The organism is Streptomyces sp. NPDC026500 (genome assembly GCF_055567635.1).
Window position 1 is genome coordinate 201743 of the sequence record NZ_JBVHQB010000015.1, and the last position, 18611, is coordinate 220353.

The 18611-nt window shown below is 69.4% G+C and carries 13 protein-coding genes; 7 read left to right on the forward strand and 6 right to left on the reverse strand.

From position 1 onward, the window contains the following. Positions 1-138 precede the first annotated feature (138 nt). The 4 genes from ACZ4N5_RS26525 to ACZ4N5_RS26540 all read left to right on the forward strand — a co-directional run bounded on the left by ACZ4N5_RS26525 (position 139) and on the right by ACZ4N5_RS26540 (position 5033). Entirely contained in the window at positions 139-3351 is a 3213-nt protein-coding gene (locus tag ACZ4N5_RS26525; RefSeq protein WP_467759540.1) for a sensor histidine kinase, read from the forward strand. Between the two features lie 10 nt (positions 3352-3361). Beyond that, a complete protein-coding gene (locus tag ACZ4N5_RS26530) occupies positions 3362-3775 on the forward strand; it encodes a roadblock/LC7 domain-containing protein (RefSeq protein ID WP_261709979.1) in 414 nt (137 codons plus the stop codon). A 96-nt stretch (positions 3776-3871) separates the two neighbouring features. Then, complete coding sequence (locus ACZ4N5_RS26535) at positions 3872-4471, forward strand: DUF742 domain-containing protein (protein ID WP_467759541.1); 600 nt, start codon at positions 3872-3874, stop codon at positions 4469-4471. Further along, complete coding sequence (locus ACZ4N5_RS26540; protein WP_103554950.1) at positions 4452-5033, forward strand: GTP-binding protein; 582 nt, start codon at positions 4452-4454, stop codon at positions 5031-5033. The genes ACZ4N5_RS26535 and ACZ4N5_RS26540 overlap by 20 nt, the downstream gene beginning before the upstream one ends. A 279-nt stretch (positions 5034-5312) precedes the next feature. Here the strand turns inward: ACZ4N5_RS26540 and ACZ4N5_RS26545 are convergent, their stop codons facing one another. From ACZ4N5_RS26545 to ACZ4N5_RS26555, 3 genes are all read right to left on the reverse strand, one after another. After that, complete coding sequence (locus tag ACZ4N5_RS26545; RefSeq protein WP_261709981.1) at positions 5313-5507, reverse strand: acyl-CoA carboxylase subunit epsilon; 195 nt, start codon at positions 5505-5507, stop codon at positions 5313-5315. A gap of 57 nt (positions 5508-5564) precedes the next feature. Next, on the reverse strand, positions 5565-7172 hold the full coding sequence (locus ACZ4N5_RS26550; protein ID WP_467759542.1) for an acyl-CoA carboxylase subunit beta: 1608 nt from the start codon (positions 7170-7172) through the stop codon (positions 5565-5567). 251 nt (positions 7173-7423) lie between these two features. Next, positions 7424-7921, reverse strand: coding sequence for a hypothetical protein (locus tag ACZ4N5_RS26555; protein WP_467759543.1), 498 nt, complete (start codon positions 7919-7921; stop codon positions 7424-7426). A 291-nt stretch (positions 7922-8212) separates the two neighbouring features. On the opposite strand from ACZ4N5_RS26555, the gene ACZ4N5_RS26560 reads away from it, so the two are divergent. Then, positions 8213-8833, forward strand: coding sequence for a YceI family protein (locus ACZ4N5_RS26560; RefSeq protein WP_467759544.1), 621 nt, complete (start codon positions 8213-8215; stop codon positions 8831-8833). Positions 8834-9547: 714 nt separating this feature from the next. Here the strand turns inward: ACZ4N5_RS26560 and ACZ4N5_RS26565 are convergent. Then, positions 9548-10900, reverse strand: a complete 1353-nt coding sequence (locus ACZ4N5_RS26565) for a hypothetical protein (RefSeq protein WP_467759545.1) — start codon at positions 10898-10900, stop codon at positions 9548-9550. 209 nt (positions 10901-11109) lie between these two features. Here ACZ4N5_RS26565 and ACZ4N5_RS26570 point away from each other — a divergent pair, with 209 nt between their 5' ends. Next, positions 11110-11388: a hypothetical protein gene (locus ACZ4N5_RS26570; protein ID WP_467759546.1), complete on the forward strand. Its 279-nt coding sequence runs from the start codon at positions 11110-11112 to the stop codon at positions 11386-11388. Between the two features lie 76 nt (positions 11389-11464). Here the strand turns inward: ACZ4N5_RS26570 and ACZ4N5_RS26575 are convergent, their stop codons facing one another. Continuing rightward, entirely contained in the window at positions 11465-14512 is a 3048-nt protein-coding gene (locus tag ACZ4N5_RS26575; RefSeq protein ID WP_467759547.1) for a glycoside hydrolase family 3 protein, read from the reverse strand. A gap of 303 nt (positions 14513-14815) precedes the next feature. Here ACZ4N5_RS26575 and ACZ4N5_RS26580 point away from each other — a divergent pair, with 303 nt between their 5' ends. After that, positions 14816-16690, forward strand: coding sequence for a lectin (locus ACZ4N5_RS26580; protein WP_467759548.1), 1875 nt, complete (start codon positions 14816-14818; stop codon positions 16688-16690). A 122-nt stretch (positions 16691-16812) separates the two neighbouring features. Here ACZ4N5_RS26580 and cimA read toward each other — a convergent pair whose 3' ends face one another. Beyond that, positions 16813-18417: a citramalate synthase gene (gene cimA / locus ACZ4N5_RS26585; protein ID WP_467759549.1), complete on the reverse strand. Its 1605-nt coding sequence runs from the start codon at positions 18415-18417 to the stop codon at positions 16813-16815. Between the last annotated feature and the right edge of the window lie 194 nt (positions 18418-18611).

An 18611-nucleotide genomic window follows, 5' to 3' on the forward strand; every position in this document is an offset into this window, starting at 1 on the left:
TCGGAATCATCGATTCCGAGTGTTTGGAAGGGCGCCGCTTGACGTGCTGGAATGCGCTGAACTGCCCAGTAGTAGTCAAGGGCGCTGGTAGATACCGCGGCACAACGTAGGTGCCGACGCCGAGAGGTTGTTGGTCGAGTGAGGCGAAGCATGAACGGTCCCGAGCCGTCGGCACGGGGCAACTTCACCCCGCCGCCGCGCGGAGCGGCGCCCGCACAAATGCCCGGCCCGGAGCCCACGCCGGCGCCCGCGCCGAGCGGGAGCCGTTTCTCCCCGCGCAACTGGCGGGTGCCGACCAGGCTGAACGCGATCCTGCTCATACCCGTGGTGGTCGGCCTGGTCATGGGCGGCTTCCAGGTGAAGAGCTCGATCGACACCTGGCAGGAGGCCCAGGACGCCGAGAAGACGGCGCGCCTGGTGCAGGCGGCACTGAACTACGGCGACAAGCTGTTCGTCGAGCGTGACCTCAGCGCCTACCCGCTGCTGAAGGGCGCCGGCCAGAAGGACCCCACGGTCGTCAAGGTCCGCAAGCAGACGGACCTGGCCGCCGACGCCTTCGACCAGGCCGCCCAGAACATGCCGAAGACGCCCGGCCTGGAGCGCCGCCTCGCCGTCTTCCGCAATGTCGAGCCCGGTCTCGAGCAGCTGCGGAAGCTCGCATACACCACCAAGCTTCCCGGCGTGAAGACCGAAGAGGGTTACCTCCAGATCCAGCACCCGCTGATGGAGTTCGCCAACGAGCTCGGTCTGGGCACCGGAAACATCACCAGCTACGGCCGTACGGTCTACGCGATCTCGCTGTCCAAGGCCGCGCTGTCGCTGGAGCGGTCCATCGGCATGCACATGCTGATCAAGCCGGGTCCCGGTCTGAGCAGCCTCGCCAGCCAGCGCGTCGCCCTCTCCTCGTACGCCTACCTCGAAGGCATCGCGGTCGAGGAGTACATCGGTGGTGGCACCGAGGACGACGCGGCCAAGCTCGAAGCGGCACAGGCGAACATCAAGTCGGACCTGACGGCGAAGGCGCGGGAAGCCGCGGCCGCCGACCCGAACTACGTGAAGCCGCCGTCGAACCCGACCGACATGGTCACGGCTCTGGCGACGCTCAAGTCCCCGCTGGACAGCGACCGCGCCACGCTGGCCGCGGGAGGCGTCACCGCGCAGAACTGGATGGCGGTCAACACCGCCAAGTACAACGCCTACCGGCAGATCGAGTCGGACCTCGCCGACAAGGCGGTGGCCGAGGCCGCCGACATCTCCGACACGGCCAAGACCGACGCCTTCATCACCGGCGCCATCGTCGTGATCGCCCTGCTCGCCGCGTTCATCCTGGCCGGCATGGTGGCCCGCCAGATGAGCCGTGCGATGCGCCAGCTGCGCAACGCCGCCTTCAATGTCGCCGAGCAGCGCCTGCCGATGCTGGTCGACCAGCTCTCGCGCACCGACCCCGGCCGGGTCGACACCCGCGTGCAGCCGATCCCGATCACCACCACGGACGAGATCGGCGAAGTCGCCCGCGCCTTCGACCAGGTCCACCGCGAGGCCGTACGACTGGCCGCCGAGCAGGCCCTCCTGCGAGGCAACATCAACGCGATCTTCACCAACCTCTCGCGCCGCAACCAGTCCCTGATCGAGGGCCAGCTGACGCTGATCACCGACCTGGAGAACAACGAGGCCGACCCGGACCAGCTGGAGAACCTCTTCCGCCTGGACCACCTCGCGACCCGTATGCGCCGCAACGGCGAGAACCTCCTGGTCCTCGCCGGCGAGGAGCCCGGCCGCCGCTGGGACCAGCCGGTCCCGCTGGTCGACGTGCTGCGCGCCGCCTCCTCCGAGGTGGAGCAGTACGAGCGCATCGAGCTCTCCGGCGTCCCGGAGGCCGAGATCCACGGCCGCGCCGTGACCGACCTCGTGCACCTGCTCGCCGAGCTCCTGGAGAACGCGACCACGTTCTCCTCCCCGCAGACCAAGGTCCGCGTCACCGCGACCCGTCTCCCCGACGGCCGCATCATGGTCGAGATCCACGACAAGGGCATCGGCCTCACCGCCGAGGACTTCGCGGACATCAACCACAAGCTGGCCAACCCGCCGACCGTGGACGCCGCGATCTCGCAGCGCATGGGCCTGTTCGTGGTCGGCCGGCTGTCCGACCGCCACGGCATCCGCGTCCAGCTGCGCCCCTCGGGCGAGCAGGCCGGTACCACCTCGCTGGTCATGCTCCCCGACGCCATCACCCACGGTGGCGGCGGTGACTACCAGCCGATGCGCGACGAGTTCACCGTGTCCCAGATCATTCCCGAGCAGCAGTCGTTCCAGGGCGAGAGCTTCGGCGGCCAGCAGCAGAAGCCCGTGCTGACCGCCGCGGACCTCGGTTTCGACGACAGCCGCTACGAGGTCCCGGACGACGCCCGTGACCTGGACCCCGTGGGCCGCTCCCTGATGCGCGAGGAGCGCCGTGCGGCCCTGGAGGCCCAGGCGCAGGGCGTGGACGCCATCGAGAGCCCCCAGGCCTACACCGACGGCTTCGAGGCCCAGCCCGCGTACGACAACGGCCAGCCGTCCTTCGACGGTGCCCCGGCGTACGACGGCGGCCAGGGTGTGCACGAGGAGCAGCAGACCACGTACGACCAGCAGACGTCGTACGAGGAGCCGCAGCAGGCTGCGTACGACGAGGCGTACTTCCCGTCCAACGGCGGCTACCCTGAGCCGTCGTACACGGAGCCGGTCCAGCCGGAGCAGCCCGTGGCAATGGGCGGCGCCGCCCCGGAATCGCTGTCGGCCTTCGGCGAGCCGTCCTACCAGGACGACTGGCCGCAGCAGGACGCGTACCAGGGTGGGTACCGGCCCGACTACGCTCCGGAAGCGGGATCTCCGCAGGTCGCTGACGCGGCCGCGCAGGACAGCGTAGGCTTCGGTCGTCCGGGACCGGCCCCTTCGGCCGCCCACGCGATGACCGACGCGGGACTGCCCCGTCGCGGAGGCCCCACCGGCGGCAACGGTCGGCGCCCCGCCGAACCGGCGAGGGAGCAGGCGGTGCCCGCTTCCTCCGGGAACACGGGCGACGACTGGCGATCGTCCAACGACGATCGGTGGCAGCGCGCCGAGCAGCTCAAGAAGCCCAAGGCGGGCGGGGTCACCTCGTCCGGTCTGCCGCGGCGGGTGCCCAAGGCCAACCTGGTCGAGGGAACCGCGGAATCGACCCCCCAGGGCGGCCCCCAGGTCTCCCGCGCTCCTGAGGATGTCCGGGGCAGGCTGAGCAACCTGCGTCGCGGCGTGGAGCGGGGACGCAATGCAGGTAGTGAGACGAACGGTCAGGGCCTCGGTCCTGACAGCACCTACAACCAGGAGCGTTAGTGTGAGCCCGATGAGCCAGGCGGCACAGAACCTGAACTGGTTGATCACCAACTTCGTGGACAACACCCCTGGGGTGTCCCACACAGTGGTGGTCTCCGCCGACGGACTCCTTCTGGCTATGTCCGAAGGCTTTCCCCGTGACCGGGCCGACCAGTTGGCGGCCGTCGCGTCCGGTCTGACCTCATTGACCGCGGGTGCTTCCCGTATCTTCGAGGGTGGCCACGTGAACCAGACTGTTGTGGAGATGGAGCGAGGATTCCTCTTCCTCATGTCCGTTTCGGATGGTTCTTCACTCGCAGTACTTGCACACCCTGAGGCGGACATCGGTCTCATTGGGTACGAGATGGCGCTTCTGGTGGACCGTGCGGGCACGGTTCTCACTCCGGACCTTCGTGCGGAGCTCCAGGGCAGCCTTCTCAACTAATAGACAGACGGTGCGAATTGGCGTCCCGGGGCCGTAAGGTTTCGGGACGCGGTCCCACAGCGATGGGTGCCCGGCACAGTCGGAGGAGGAGAGAAAGTGGTAACACCCCCAGGCGGTTCGTCTTCGGGCAATTGGTCGTACGGCCCCGGCCAGGGGCAGGGCGGCCACGGTGACGGTTCACAGAACCCGAACCGGTACAACTTTCCCTCCGCACCCAGCCAGCGACGGCAGCCGTACCCGCCCCAGGGTCCGCAGGGCCCGGGGCCGTCTCCCTACGACCAGCCGTCGGCACCGCGTATTCAGCCCGTGCAACCGCAGCGACGCTCACCCGAGCCGTCGCCCGCCGGGTCGTCGAGCAACCCCCTGGTGCGTCCTTACGCCATGACGGGTGGCCGCACCAGGCCCCGCTACCAGCTCGCCATAGAGGCACTGGTGCACACCACCGCGCAGCCGCACCAGATGCAGGGCCAGTTGCCCGAGCATCAGCGGATCTGCAACCTCTGCCGGGAGATCAAGTCGGTGGCCGAAATCTCGGCCCTGCTGACCATCCCTCTCGGTGTTGCCAGGATCCTCGTCGCCGACTTGGCGGAGGCGGGCCTGGTCGCCATTCATCAGCCGGGCGGCGACGAGAGCGCCGGCGGCCAGCCAGCCGTGACATTGCTCGAAAGGGTGCTCAGTGGACTTCGCAAGCTCTAGCGGAGGGCCTTCCCGCTCCACCACGTCCGCGAAGATCGTGGTGGCGGGCGGCTTCGGCGTGGGCAAGACCACGTTCGTCGGCGCCGTCTCGGAGATCAACCCGCTGCGCACCGAGGCCGTCATGACGTCCGCTTCGGCGGGCATCGACGACCTCACGCACACCGGAGACAAGACGACGACGACCGTCGCCATGGACTTCGGCCGTATCACCCTCGACCAGGACCTGATCCTGTACCTCTTCGGTACGCCGGGCCAGGACCGCTTCTGGTTCATGTGGGACGACCTGGTCCGTGGCGCCATCGGCGCGATCGTCCTGGTGGACACCCGGCGTCTCGCCGACTGCTTCCCCGCGGTCGACTACTTCGAGAACAGCGGCCTGCCGTTCGTCATCGCCCTCAACGGCTTCGACGGCAACCAGCCGTACAACCCGGAGGAAGTCCGCGAGGCTCTCCAGATCGGCCCGGACGCCCCGATCATCACGACGGACGCCCGCCACCGCGCGGACGCGAAGTCGGCGCTGATCACGCTGGTCGAGCACGCCCTCATGGCGCGCCTCCGCTAGCACATCCCGCTTCCGCGACAACGGCCCCTGCTTCTCCGCCCGGAGAAGCAGGGGCCGTTGCCTGTTGCCGCCTGTTGCCTGTTGTCTGTTGCCTGTTGCCTGTTGCGGCGGGCTGCGGCCGAACTCCTGGCCCGTACAGCCCCGTTGAACGGCGAGACGGCCGGGGGTGCCGAACGCCCGCCGGAACGCTGCCTGTTGGCCCTGGAGGGCTTCTGTGGCCTCCGGGACACACCACAGCCCCGCCCTCCATCGGGAGGACGGGGCTGTCGGCGTCAGACCTCAGTGCCAGCTGTGCGGTGCCCGGAAGCCGGGCTCCCGCTCCAGACGGCGCCAGCCCGCCTTGCGGTGGGCGCGGTGGGCAGGAGCGGCATCAGTGGGAGCGGCGGCGGCACGGGCCAGGAGGATCGCCGTGATGGCGGCGACTTCCTCGGGCTCGGCGTGGCCCTTCTCGACGCGGATGTCAGCGTTGCTCATAGGTTTCAGTCTCCATGAGAGAGGTTTCCGCGGGGGTACCGCGGAGAATCCGCAGGGTTACTGCGGGGGGTTGCCGTGCTTGCGGGAGGGCAGGTCCGCGTGCTTGGTGTGCAGCATCGCGAGGGACTTGATCAGGACCTCGCGGGTCTCGGCGGGGTCGATGACGTCGTCGACCAGACCGCGCTCCGCCGCGTAGTACGGGTGCATCAGCTCGGCCTTGTACTCCTTGACCATGCGGACACGCATCGCCTCGGGATCGACGGCATCGGCGATCTGACGGCGGAAGATGACGTTGGCGGCACCCTCGGCGCCCATCACGGCGATCTCGTTCGTCGGCCAGGCGTAGGTGAGGTCCGCCCCGATGGACTGGCTGTCCATGACGATGTAGGCACCTCCGTACGCCTTGCGCAGGATGAGAGAGATCCGCGGCACCGTCGCGTTGCAGTACGCGTAGAGCAGCTTCGCGCCGTGCCGGATGATCCCGCCGTGCTCCTGGTCGACACCCGGGAGGAACCCAGGCACGTCCAGCAACGTGATGATCGGGATATTGAAAGCGTCACACATCTGGACAAAGCGCGCAGCTTTTTCGGATGCCTCGATGTCGAGGACACCGGCGAGGCTCTGCGGCTGGTTGGCGACGATGCCGACGACCATGCCGTCGAGGCGGGCCAGCGCGCAGATGATGTTGCGGGCCCAGCGCTCGTGGATCTCCAGGTAGTCGCCGTCGTCGACGAGCTCCTCGATGACCTTGGTCATGTCGTACGGGCGGTTGCCGTCGGCCGGGACCAGGTCCAGCAGCACCTCGCTGCGGCGGTCGGCCGGGTCCGCGGAGGCGGCCCGCGGCGGGTTCTCGCGGTTGTTCTGCGGGAGCATCGACAGGAGGTAGCGCACCTCGGCGATGCAGGTCTCCTCGTCGTCGTACGCGAAGTGGCAGACGCCGGAGGTCTCCGCGTGGACGTCGGCGCCGCCCAGGCCGTTCTGGGTGATCTCCTCGCCCGTCACCGCCTTGACCACGTCCGGGCCGGTGATGAACATCTGCGAGGTCTCGCGGACCATGAAGACGAAGTCCGTGAGCGCGGGCGAGTAGGCCGCGCCGCCGGCGCACGGGCCGAGCATCACGGAGATCTGCGGGATGACGCCGGAGGCCCTGGTGTTGCGCTGGAAGATGCCGCCGTAGCCGGCGAGGGCGGAGACGCCCTCCTGGATACGGGCGCCCGCGCCGTCGTTCAGGGACACCAGCGGCGCACCCGCCGCGATCGCCATGTCCATGATCTTGTGGATCTTCGTGGCGTGGGCCTCGCCCAGCGCGCCGCCGAAGATGCGGAAGTCATGGGCGTACACGAAGACCGTGCGGCCCTCGACCGTGCCCCAGCCCGTGATCACACCGTCCGTGTACGGCTTCTTCGCCTCCAGGCCGAAACCGGTCGCCCGGTGCCGACGCAGCTGCTCGACCTCCTGGAACGAGCCCGCGTCCAGCAGCAGCTCGATGCGCTCCCGGGCGGTCAGCTTGCCCTTGGCATGCTGCGCCTCGGTCGCCTTCTCACTGGGGCCGCGCAGCGCCTCCGCACGGATCGCGTGCAGTTCCGCCACACGTCCGCGCGCGTCCGTCGGTTCATCTGTGGAGCTCGTGGAGCTGGCGGTGTCGGCCTCGTCCAAAACGGTCATGTAGCGACCATACGAAGTCCACCAAGGAAACAGGCCCGTCGACTCTGCACAGTCTCCGGACCGTTTTCCTGGTGCCCCTGAACAGAACCGCCATCAGATGCAGGCGATCCGACTGCCCAGAGGGGCTTGGGCTTGTTGAGATCACACAAACCGTTCCATCGAGAGCCACCTCACATTCATGAGTGGCACATGCCATCAGCGGGGTGACGCGGACCCCCGTTCGGCGGTCCGCGTCACCCCGGGGCGCCGGCTCAGCAGCCGCCGCAGTTGTAGTAGAGGACGTCCCAGTGGCTGCCCTCATCGGCATAGATGTTGCCGGCACCGGACTGGTACTGCGGGGCGCCGTCGCCGCGCAGGCCTATGTAGGTGAAGTTGTTCTTGATGTAGGCGGTGACGCAGGTGTTCTTGCCGTAGTCGAGCTTGTAGCCGTTCCAGTGCGAGTACGTGCCGCTGGCGTGACCGGTCTCGGTGCCGCCGGTGATGTTGAGCGCGCAGCCGCTGGACCCCTTGAGCGTCTGGGCACCCTGCGCGGTGGCGAGGTTGAGCTGCTCGAACGACGTGCAGGTGGAGTTGTTGCGGTCGGAGCAGCCACCGGAGGAGGACCAGGTGATGCCGACCTGGCGGAACATCGAGGTGGCGGTGGCGTGACTGATCTTGGTGACGGCGAAGGCGTCGGTGGCGGTGCCGACGACGGCGACACCGGGGGCCACGACGAGGGCGAGAGCGGTCAGCACGGACCTGAACTTCATAGAGGGGGGACCTTTCCTGCGGAGGACCGTCGGGCGGCCGTACGGACGTACGGCCGTGCTTCCTGTGGGGCGACTGTGCAGGGGGTGCACGCAGATGGTGCCCGAGTTCTACGCGCGTTCGCCAGAGGCCGGACACGTGTAACCCACCGTGACGCGACGACCACTCTCCGGATGATGTTGAAAGTTGAACGGAATAGGTCTACGGTTGCCCTTGTTGACCTCGTTGAACGTTAAACAGAATGACGCCGCGGCTCCGCCCGGAACCGCGGCCCGTCCCCCAAGGAGCACCTCATGGGCATCTTCGGCCGCAAGACCACCGACACCGCCGAGTCCGCGGGCACCGCGACGGCCACCGCAGTGAGCCCGGACCTGGCCGCACTGACCGGCGAGTACACCATCGACCCGGCCCACTCGACGATCGGCTTCGTCGCCCGTCACGCGATGGTGACCAACGTCAAGGGCAAGTTCAACGACTTCGAGGGCACGCTGCACCTGGACGGCAGCGACCCGGCCAAGTCGACGGCGTCCCTCGACGTCAAGATGGACAGCATCGACACCGGGTCCGCGGACCGCGACGGCCACCTCAAGAGCGCCGACTTCTTCAAGACCGACGCGTTCCCGGCGATGACCTTCCGCTCCACCAAGGCGGAGGCCCTGGGCGGCGACGACTACCGGATCACCGGCGACCTGGAGATCCTCGGCACCACCCGGGAGCTGACCATCGACCTGGAGTTCAACGGCTCCGCGAAGGACCCGTTCGGCAACGAGCGTGTGGGCTTCGAGGGCAAGGCCGAGATCCTGCGCTCCGAGTGGGGCCTCACCTGGAACGCGGCTCTGGAGACCGGTGGCGTCCTCGTCTCCGACAAGATCAAGCTGAACTTCGACATCTCGGCGATCAAGAACGCCGCCTGAGTCACCGGCCCGCAGCGAGCCCTGTCGTCCCACGTCGGCCGACCCGTTCGCTCCGGCGACATCCCGAGCGCGCCCGCCCGCCCTCCCCGTACGGAGAGGGCGGGCGCTCTCATGTCCGCACCAAGGACACCGACACCTCGCTGACGGTCTCCGCGAACCTCGCGGCCGCCGCGCGGATCCTGGGCGACGAGATCGACCACTTCCGCTGCCGGGAGGAGGGCCACGGCGCGAACATCGACCCGGGCGCCTTCCTCGGCAGGATCGCCGAGGTGACGGCCACACGACGTGCCGCACGACGGGCCGCAAGCAGCGCGCCGTCGGGGAACGCCCCCGCGCCGTCGAGAGCCCTTTCCCGACGCCGGGTTCCCGCACACGGGCGCTCGGCGTCATGGCGGGTGGCATCTCAGGGCCGGGGGCAGGTGGCGTCAAGGCGGGTGGCGTCAGGGCGGGTGGCGTCAGGGCGGGGGTGGCGGGCGGCGTCACGGCGGGTGACGGGGGTGGGCGGCTTCACGGCCGACGCCGGGCGGCAGGCGACGAGCGGCGGGCACGGGCGGCGACGAGCGGCGGGCGACGGACGACGTGGAGCGGCGGGCGGCGGGCGACGAGGAGCCGGGGGACGGGCGGCAGGCGACGGGCGGCGGGCGGCGGGCGGCGGGCGGCGGGCACGAGCGGCGAGGAGCGGCGGGCGGCGGGCAAGCCCGTGTGCGGGGCCGCTCAGAACCCGCCGCCGAAGTCGCCGCCGCCACCGAAGTCGCCTCCCCCGCCGTCCCCGAAGCCGCCGCCGAAGTCGCCGGGGTCGAAGTCGGCACCGGAGACGTCGCCGCCGCCGTAACCGCCGCCGAAGTCGCCGTAACCGGTGCCGTAGGCGGCCCCGTACCCGGGGCTCGCCATCATGCTGCCGAGCACGGTCCCGACGAGGAGGCCCGGCAGCAAACCGCCGCCGAAGTAGCCGCCCGCCCAGGGGCCGTACGCCGGGCCCGCGTCCCAGTACGGACGGCGGCCGTGGTCGGTCTCGACCTCGCGGATCGCCGGGTCCTCGCCGCCGGCGAGGCGGATCCAGTCGGCTTTGCAGACCGGGACCTCGCGGGGTGCGCCGCCGGCGGGAGTCCAGGCCGCGTCGGCGACGGACGGACCGTGCCGGGGGTCGAAGAAGCAGGGCGCCCGGCGTTCGGGGACCGGGCGGCCCTCGCGGCGCGCGGCGAGCACGGCGAGCGAGAAGCGGCCCTCCTCCAGGGACTGGGTGACGGCGCGTACGTCCTCGGGGCGCTGGGCCTTGGCCATGAAGGACTTCGCCTGCTCGTAGGCGTCCAGCCCGCGTTCGTAGTCCGCGCGCATCGCGTCGTCGGCGCCCGCCTCCGCGGGGTGGAAGTCGAGCCGGTCCAGCTCCTCGCCGAAGGCGGTGATGTCCTCGTCCACGACCACGCGGAGCCTGTCGAGCGCCGCCCGCTGTTCCTCCTCCTTGCGGCGCCGGTTGCGGCGCACGACCGTGTACGCGCCCGCGCCGCCGACGACGGCCACGGCGCCGACCGCGATGAGCGCTCCCGTCGAGACACCTGCGCCGTTCGTGCCGCCGCCCCAGCTCGCGGGGGCCGAACCGTGGATGTTGGCGAGCGCGCGGTCGGTGAACTCGTTGAGCTGGGTGTTCGCGTCCGATACGCCCTGAACGCTGGTGACGAGGTTCTGCACGGCCGAGCGGGACATCACCGAGGAGTCGGCGCGGGCGTCGAAGCGGTCGCCGAGCCTGATCTCGTAGAGGCCGGTGATACCGGTGGCGGTGCGCAGGTTCTGGAAGAGGTTCTGGGTGGGGAAGTCCGCGGGGAGCACGGCTACGAAGACCGGCTTGTCCGCCTTCTTGATCTTGGCGGCGAGGGCGTTCGCCTCCGAGCCGGAGAGCTGGGCGGACGCGGCCGGGTCCACATAGACGGGGCCCTTTCGCAGGGCCGCCGCGACGGTGGAGACGTCGGTCGCCGCGTGGGCCCGGGGCGCCGGGAACCACACCATCGCCAGGGCCGCGAGTGTCAGTGCGACCAACAGGCCTGGAAGTCCTCGGGTGCGTGCGGCCCTCATGCCTTGAAGCTACCCGAACCAGAGCAAAACTGGACATCGGGAAGGCGGCGTCCCGCTACGCCCGGGGCCCGGCCGAACTCCTCGGCGCCGAGCCCGCCCGCCGTGGGGCGCACCATCGGGCCGGCGCCCCGCAACGATCCGATTCCGCCTACCGGAACTATGGCCTCCGTCACAGCGATTTCTGGCATGGACCTGATGAAGTGACCCGCATGGTCGGACTCATCCTTCGCGTTCTCCCGTTCTGGGTTCGCGAGCCGCTGCTCATCGCCGTCGGCATCCCCTTCAGCGGCGCTCTCTTCTATGCCGCGGCGCGGGACGGGTCGGCCTTCGGCGCGCTCCTCGGTGCCGCGGTGCTCCTGTTCACCGCGATCCGCGTGTACACCGTGGTCAAGGCCCTGCAGGCGCGCAAGCTGGCCAAGGAACTCCGGAGCGCCGCGGCGACGGCGGCGACCGCACCGGCCGCACCGACCGTGCCGACCGTGCCGTAAAGAGCAGGGACCGGAACGCGGGCCGGCCGGGGCTGGTGCTCAGCCCCGGCCGGCCCTCCACGCCTTTCCTCTTTCCTCAGCCCGCTCGGTACGCCTCCGTCAGCTTGGCCACCGCCTCCGCGTAGTGGCCGGTCAGCAGAAGGTGGTCCGCGTCCGCGAAGGGCCCCGCGCTCGCCGCGGTGATCGACGAGCCGATCTTCCGCTGGACGAGCAGGCGGGCCTTCGTCACGGCCGTGCGGGCGATCTCGTCGGCACCGGACCGTTCGGCCGCCGAGGCCACCAGGGCGAGCGTCCGGAGGGTGGCGGTGGCGGTGCCGCCACCCGGTACGTTCGTGAGCGTCGTGAGACCCCATCCGTACGGGAACTGCGGGTCGTAGGACGTGTCACCGACGTTGATCGGCACCTGGGCCGCCGACTTCGGCCAGGTGACCGGGAGCTGCCCGGTGAAGGCGCGCTTCCCGTAGAGGACGTCCGCGACACCGTCGCCCTCGGTGCCCGGCAGCCAGGAGGCGACGAGGGCGTCGACGGCGCCGAGCCGGTCGCCGATGAGCTGCGGGCGGCCCGAGACGATCAGCACCGCGCACTTCATGGCCGCGCACACCTTGTCGACGGCGGCCTTGTCGGCCGCGGTCAGCTCCAGGTCGTTGCCGTTGCCGACATCGCCGACGCCCTCCGCATACGGGGTCTCGCCGACGACGACCACACCGACGTCGTAACCGCCGGTCGGTGCCGAGGCGTCCTTGGAGAAGGTGACGTCACCGCCGGCGTTCCGCATGCCCTGGAGGATCGTGGTGCCCTTGGTGATGTTGCCGGACGAGCCCTGCCAGGTGAGGGTCCAGCCGCCCGTCTGGTTGCCGATGTCGTCGGCGTTCGAACCGGCGACGTACACCTTCTGGGACTTCTTCAGCGGCAGTACGCCGTCCGTGTTCTTCAGCAGGACCTGGGACTCGGCGGCCGCCTGCCGGGCCACGGCCCGGTGCGCGGCCGAGCCGATCTTCGACGCGCCGCTCGTGTCCGCGTAAGGCTTCTCGAAGAGGCCCAGCTTGAACTTCTGGGTGAGGATGCGCGACACGGCGTCGTCGATCCGCCGCTCGCTGACGCGGCCGGCGTTCGCCTCGTCCATGAGCGTCGTGCGGAAGTCCTTGTACGAGTACGGCACCATCATCATGTCGACGCCCGCGTTGACCGACGTGCGGACGTGCGAGGCGTAGTCGCCGGGGAGCTGGTCGATGGCGTTCCAGTCGCTGATGACGAAGCCGTCGAAGCCCATCCGGCCCTTGAGTACGCCGTTGATCATGTCGGCGCGGGCGTGCATCTTCACCGGGCCCTGGCCGTCGCCGATGATGTCGAGCGAGGAGTAGGACGGCATGACCGAGCCGATACCGCGGTCGACCGCTGTCTGGAAGGGCGCCAGGTGCACGGCCTCCAGCTGCTGCCGGGTGACCTTGGTGACGCCCTGGTCGAGGGTGTACGAGCCCGTCGTGGACGTGCCGTACCCGGTGCCGCCGTCGCCGACGAAGTGCTTGGCGGTGGCGAGGACCTTGTCGTCGTCCTTCAAGTCCTTGCCGCTGCGGGCGCCTTGGAGGCCCTGGACGATCGTCTCCATGGACTGGACGAGCGCCGGGTCCTCGCCGAAGGACTCGTAGGAGCGGCCCCAGCGTTCGTCGCGGGACACGCACAGGCAGGGGGCGAAGTCCCAGGGGATGCCGGTGGCGCGGACCTCGGACGCGGTCACCGCGCCTGTCCGCTCCGCCAGTCGAGGATCACGGGTGGCGCCGATGCCGATGTTGTGGGGCATGACCGTCGCGCCGGCGAGGTTGTTGTGGCCGTGCACCGCGTCCACGCCGTAGATCAGCGGGATCTGGAACCGCGTTGCCTGCGCCCGGAGTTGGTAGCCGTCGACCATCTTCGCCCAGGCCTCGGGGGTGTTGGGGGTCGGCGTGGAGCCGCCGCCGGAGAGCAGCGACCCGAGGTCGTAGGCGGCGATGTCGCCGCCCGCGCCGATCGCGCCGCGCTCGGCCTGGGTCATCTGTCCGGCTTTCTCCTCCAGGGACATCCGGGAGACGAGGTCGGCGACCCGCTTCTTCACGGGCAGCTTCGGGTCCAGGTACGGGAGTCCGTGGGCGTCGATGACGACCTGCGGGGTCTCTGCGGGGGCCTTGGCGCCGGTCACCGTGAGCTTGAGGGGGATCGTCTCGGCCGATTCGGCGGACCGGTCGCGCAGGGTCGGGACCTTGACGGTGCGGCTCGTGCCGGACGTCGTGCCCGCCGGGAAGGTGATCTCGCCCTTGACCGGGGTGTAGTCCTTGCCCGGCTCGGCGGTGCCGCCCGCACTCTCGTATCCGACGGTCACGGGCTCGTCGATCGGGGCGGAGCCGGTGGTGGCGACGGAGACCCGCACGGCGGCGGTCCCGCCCTCCCGTACCGGGTAGACGGCGGCGTCGGTGGTGACGGAGGCGCGCAGGGACTGGTCGGCCTTGCCGTACAGCTCGACGTCGTCCATGGCGAACTGCCCCTGGACGCCGACCGGAAGGGTGACGGCGTAGCCCCACATCTGCGTCAGGCCGAGGACCTGGTCGATACCGCCGACGGGCTGGTAGTCCGTGCGATAAGTGAAGTCGGTGAAGGGGATCTCGATCTGTTTCCAGCCGGTGAAGTCATCGGTGAAGGAGGTCGTCCACAGCTCCGAGGCCTCGCCGTTCGCGCCGCCGTCCTTGATCTCGAAGGCGATCTTCTTGGCGTTGTCGTGGCCGTCCCACCAGAAGCGGACGCCCTTGTGCGCGGACCAGTCGTGGGCCGGCCGGCCGGCGGCGAAGTCGTGGGTGAAGCCGCCGTAGCCGCTGATGTCGTAGTCGCCGGTGAGGACCTTGGCGCCCTCGGGCGCGTCGGACCGCGCGGTCAGGGCGAGTTTGGGCGGGTCGTCGCTGTCGCTGCCCCAGGTGAAGATGCCGTCGGCGGGCTGGCTTGCGAAGGGCACCTCGCCCTCGAAGCGGTCGACGGGGACGGGCGCGGGATCATCGGCCGCCGCCGTTCCCGCCGAAGCGAGCGGAAGCAGTCCGGCGATGAGCGCGGCACCGGCCAGCAGAGCGGTTCTTCGTACGGAATTCCGATCGAGCCCGGTCAATGGGTTCCCCCTCGACTCTCACGTTCTTCGGACGACGTGCTTCATGTGATGACGTGCTTCTTGACGACGTGCTTCTTGTGATCACTTGCTCTTCTTACGACTTAGATCACGGCGTGAGTTAACTGACGTCACGGCAACCAGTCAAGACTTCACGTCAGAACCGGTACACACTCAAGTCACGTCTGGATCGGGGCAGTTGTTCCTTCAAACTATGAACGCGCAACCCCTTGACGCGGGTCCCCAGTCGTCATTTACTCACGCCTCGCACGCCTCCCACCCCCACCTCCAGAAGGGCGGCGCTCCATGAGGAGATCCACCAGGAGATCCACACGGGCGGTCCGGCTGATCGTCGCCGGACTGCTCGCCACCGCGGGATTCACGGCGGCCGCGCCCGCGCACGCCGCGGGCGAACAGGTCACCGCCTATCTGACGACGACGGACGACGACGGCGGGCGCCATGTCGTACGCGGGCTCCAGGCCCAGGCGCCGTTCGCCTTCCAGTCGGGCAGCGGCGGCAGCGGCGAGAACATCACCGTCGACGAGAACACCCGGTACCAGACCTTCACCGGCGGGGGTGCCTCCTTCACCGACACCGCGGCCTGGCTGATGAACAGCAGCGGCGCGCTGTCGCAGAGCACCCGCGACGCGACGATGCGCAAACTGTTCTCGCCGACGGACGGGATCGGGCTCTCCTTCCTGCGCAATCCGATGGGCGCCTCGGACCTCGCGCGCTACGGCTACACGTACGACGACGTGCCGGCCGGGCAGAGCGACCCGAATCTGGCGCAGTTCTCCATCGCGCACGACCTGGCCGACGTGGTACCGCTGACCAAGCAGGCGCTCCAGCTCAATCCCGCCTTGACGGTGATGGCCTCGCCGTGGACGGCACCGGCCTGGATGAAGGACAGCGGGCAGCTCAACGGCGGCTGGCTGAAGTCCGAGGACTACGGCGCGTACGCCTCGTACTTCGTCAAGTACCTTCAGGCGTACAAGGATCAGGGCGTTCCGGTGTCGTACGTGACCGCCCAGAACGAGCCGACGTGCTGCTCCGGCTATCCGTCGATGAGCTGGAACGCCTCTGGCCTCGCCTACTTCACGAAGAGCGAGCTGCTGCCGAAGCTCAATGCGTCCGGTCTGTCGACGAAGGTGCTGGCGCACGACTGGAACTGGGACGTGTACGACTCCTACGCCGCACAGACCGTCGCCGACTCGGCGGTCCGCTCGAACCCCAACTTCGGCGGGATCGCCTGGCACGGGTACGGCGGTGACGTCACCAAGCAGACGAGCGTGCACAACCAGTACCCGGGACTCGACGCCTTCGGGACCGAGCACTCCGGCGGCACCTGGATCGCCAACCAGCAGCGCGAGGACATGCTCAACATCGTCGACTACACCCGGAATTGGGCGAAGTCGGTCACCAAGTGGTCGCTCGCCGTGGACCAGAACCGGGGTCCGCACAACGGCGGCTGCGGCACCTGCTCCGGGCTCATCACCGTGCACAACGGGGACGGGGCGAGCGGGACGGTCGACTACACGGTCGAGTACTACACGATGGGGCATCTGACGAAGTTCGTGCGGCCCGGGGCGCAGCGGATCTCCTCCACGGCGTCCTCGGCCGTCCCCAACGTCGCCTGGCGCAACCCGGACGGGTCGAAGGCGCTGATCGCCTACAACGACGGCTCGGCCGCGAAGACCGTCACCATCAACTGGGGCTCCCAGCACGCGACCTATTCACTGCCGGGCAAGACGTCGGCGACGTTCACCTGGTCCGGAACACAGTCGGGCGGGGGCAGCCAGTCGGGAGCGTTCGTCGGGCTGGCCGGAAAGTGCCTGGATGTGGCGGGCGGTTCGAGCGCCAACGGCACGGCGGTGCAGCTCTACGACTGCAACGGGTCCGCCGCGCAGTCCTGGACGGTCCAGACCGACGGATCGGTGCGCTCGCTCGGCAAGTGCCTCGACGTCACATCGGGGTCGACGGCCGACGGCGCCAAGGTCCAGCTCTACGACTGCAACGGTTCGGGCGCTCAGCAGTGGTCGTACAACTCCTCGACGGGTGACGTGGTCAACACCGCGGCGAACAAGTGCCTCGACGTGACGGACAACTCGTCGGCGAACGGAGCGCGGACGCAGATCTGGTCGTGCACGGGGGCCGCCAATCAGAAGTGGCATCTCCAGTAACCGTCCGGCACGCCCGGTACGCCCGGCACGCCGGAGGGGCTGAAGCGCGGTGAACGCCGGAGGGGTGCGGTTCTGGGCCCCTCCGGCGTTCGAGCACGCGCCCCTCCGGCGTCCGAGGAGGGTTACGACGCGGGTTCCACCCCGGCGCGCAGCAGTCCGTAGGTGTACGCGTCCTCCAGGGCCTGCCAGGACGCGGCGATGACGTTCTCCGCGACGCCGACCGTCGACCACTCCCCCGTGCCGTCGGAGGTGGAGATGAGGACGCGGGTGGTGGAGGACGTGCCGTGCTTGCCCTCCAGGATGCGGACCTTGTAGTCGACCAGCTCCAGCTTGGCGAGCTGGGGGTAGAGCGTCTCCAGGGCCACCCGCAGGGCGCGGTCGAGGGCGTTGACCGGGCCGTTGCCCTCGGCGGTGGCGACGATGCGCTCGCCCTTGGCGAAGAGCTTGACCGTGGCCTCGTTGGCGTGGCTGCCGTCGGGGCGGTCCTCGACGATGGCCCGCCAGGACTCGACCTCGAAGTACGTGCGGGCCCTGCCCTCGGCCTCGGCGCGCAGCAGGAGTTCGAAGCTCGCGTCGGCCGCCTCGTACGTGTAGCCCTTGAGCTCGCGCTCCTTGACCCGCTCGACGACCCGGCCGACCAGTTCGCGGTCGTCGCTGATGTCGACGCCGAGTTCCTTGCCCTTGAGCTCGATGGAGGCGCGGCCCGCCATGTCGGAGACGAGCATCCGCATGGTGTTGCCGACCTGCTCGGGGTCGATGTGCTGGTACAGGTCCGGGTCGACCTTGATGGCGGAGGCGTGCAGGCCCGCCTTGTGGGCGAACGCAGAGACACCCACGTACGGCTGATGGGTGGAGGGCGTGAGGTTGACGACCTCGGCGATGGCGTGCGAGATCCGGGTCATCTCGCGCAGGGCGCCCTCGGGGAGCACCTTCTTGCCGTACTTGAGTTCCAGGGCGGCGACGACCGGGAACAGGTTGGAGTTGCCGACACGCTCGCCGTAGCCGTTGGCGGTGCACTGGACGTGGGTGGCGCCCGCGTCGACGGCGGCCAGGGTGTTGGCGACGGCGCAGCCGGTGTCGTCCTGGGCGTGGATGCCGAGCCGGGCGCCGGTGTCGGCGAGGACGGTGGCGACCACGGCCTGGATCTGCGCCGGGAGCATGCCGCCGTTGGTGTCGCACAGCACCACGACGTCGGCGCCGGCCTCGGCGGCGGCACCGACGACCGCCTTGGCGTAACCGGGGTTGGCGCGGTAGCCGTCGAAGAAGTGCTCGCAGTCGACGAACACGCGGCGGCCCTGGGCGACCAGGTGGGAGACGGTGTCACGGACCATCTCCAGGTTCTCCTCCAGCGTGGTGCGCAGCGCGAGCTCCACATGCCGGTCGTGGGACTTGGCGACCAGGGTGATCACCGGGGCCCCCGAGTCCAGGAGTGCCTTGACCTGGGGGTCCTCCGAGGCCTTGCCGCCGGCCCGGCGGGTCGCTCCGAAGGCCACGAGCTGGGCGTGCTTGAAGTCGATCTCCTGCTGGGCGCGGGCGAAGAACTCGGTGTCGCGGGGGTTGGCGCCGGGCCAGCCGCCCTCGATGAAGCCCACCCCGAAGTCGTCCAGGTGCCGCGTGATGGCCAGCTTGTCCGCCACGGTGAGGTTGATGCCCTCGCGCTGCGCGCCGTCGCGCAGCGTCGTGTCGAAGACGTGGAACGCATCGTCGAGCTCGCTGGTTTCCGTCATGGTCTCAAGGCTCCTGTATTGAACTCGGTCTACCGGAATGACCGGCTCCACCGTCCCCCAATGATCCCTCGCGCTGCGCTCCCGGCTGAAGGTGGGCCAGAAATGCGAAAAACCCCTCGCGGGTGCGAGAGGTCTGCGCGCGGGTCGAGAACGACGGTGTCCGCCCGTACCTGGTCGTACGTGGCGGTCACTGC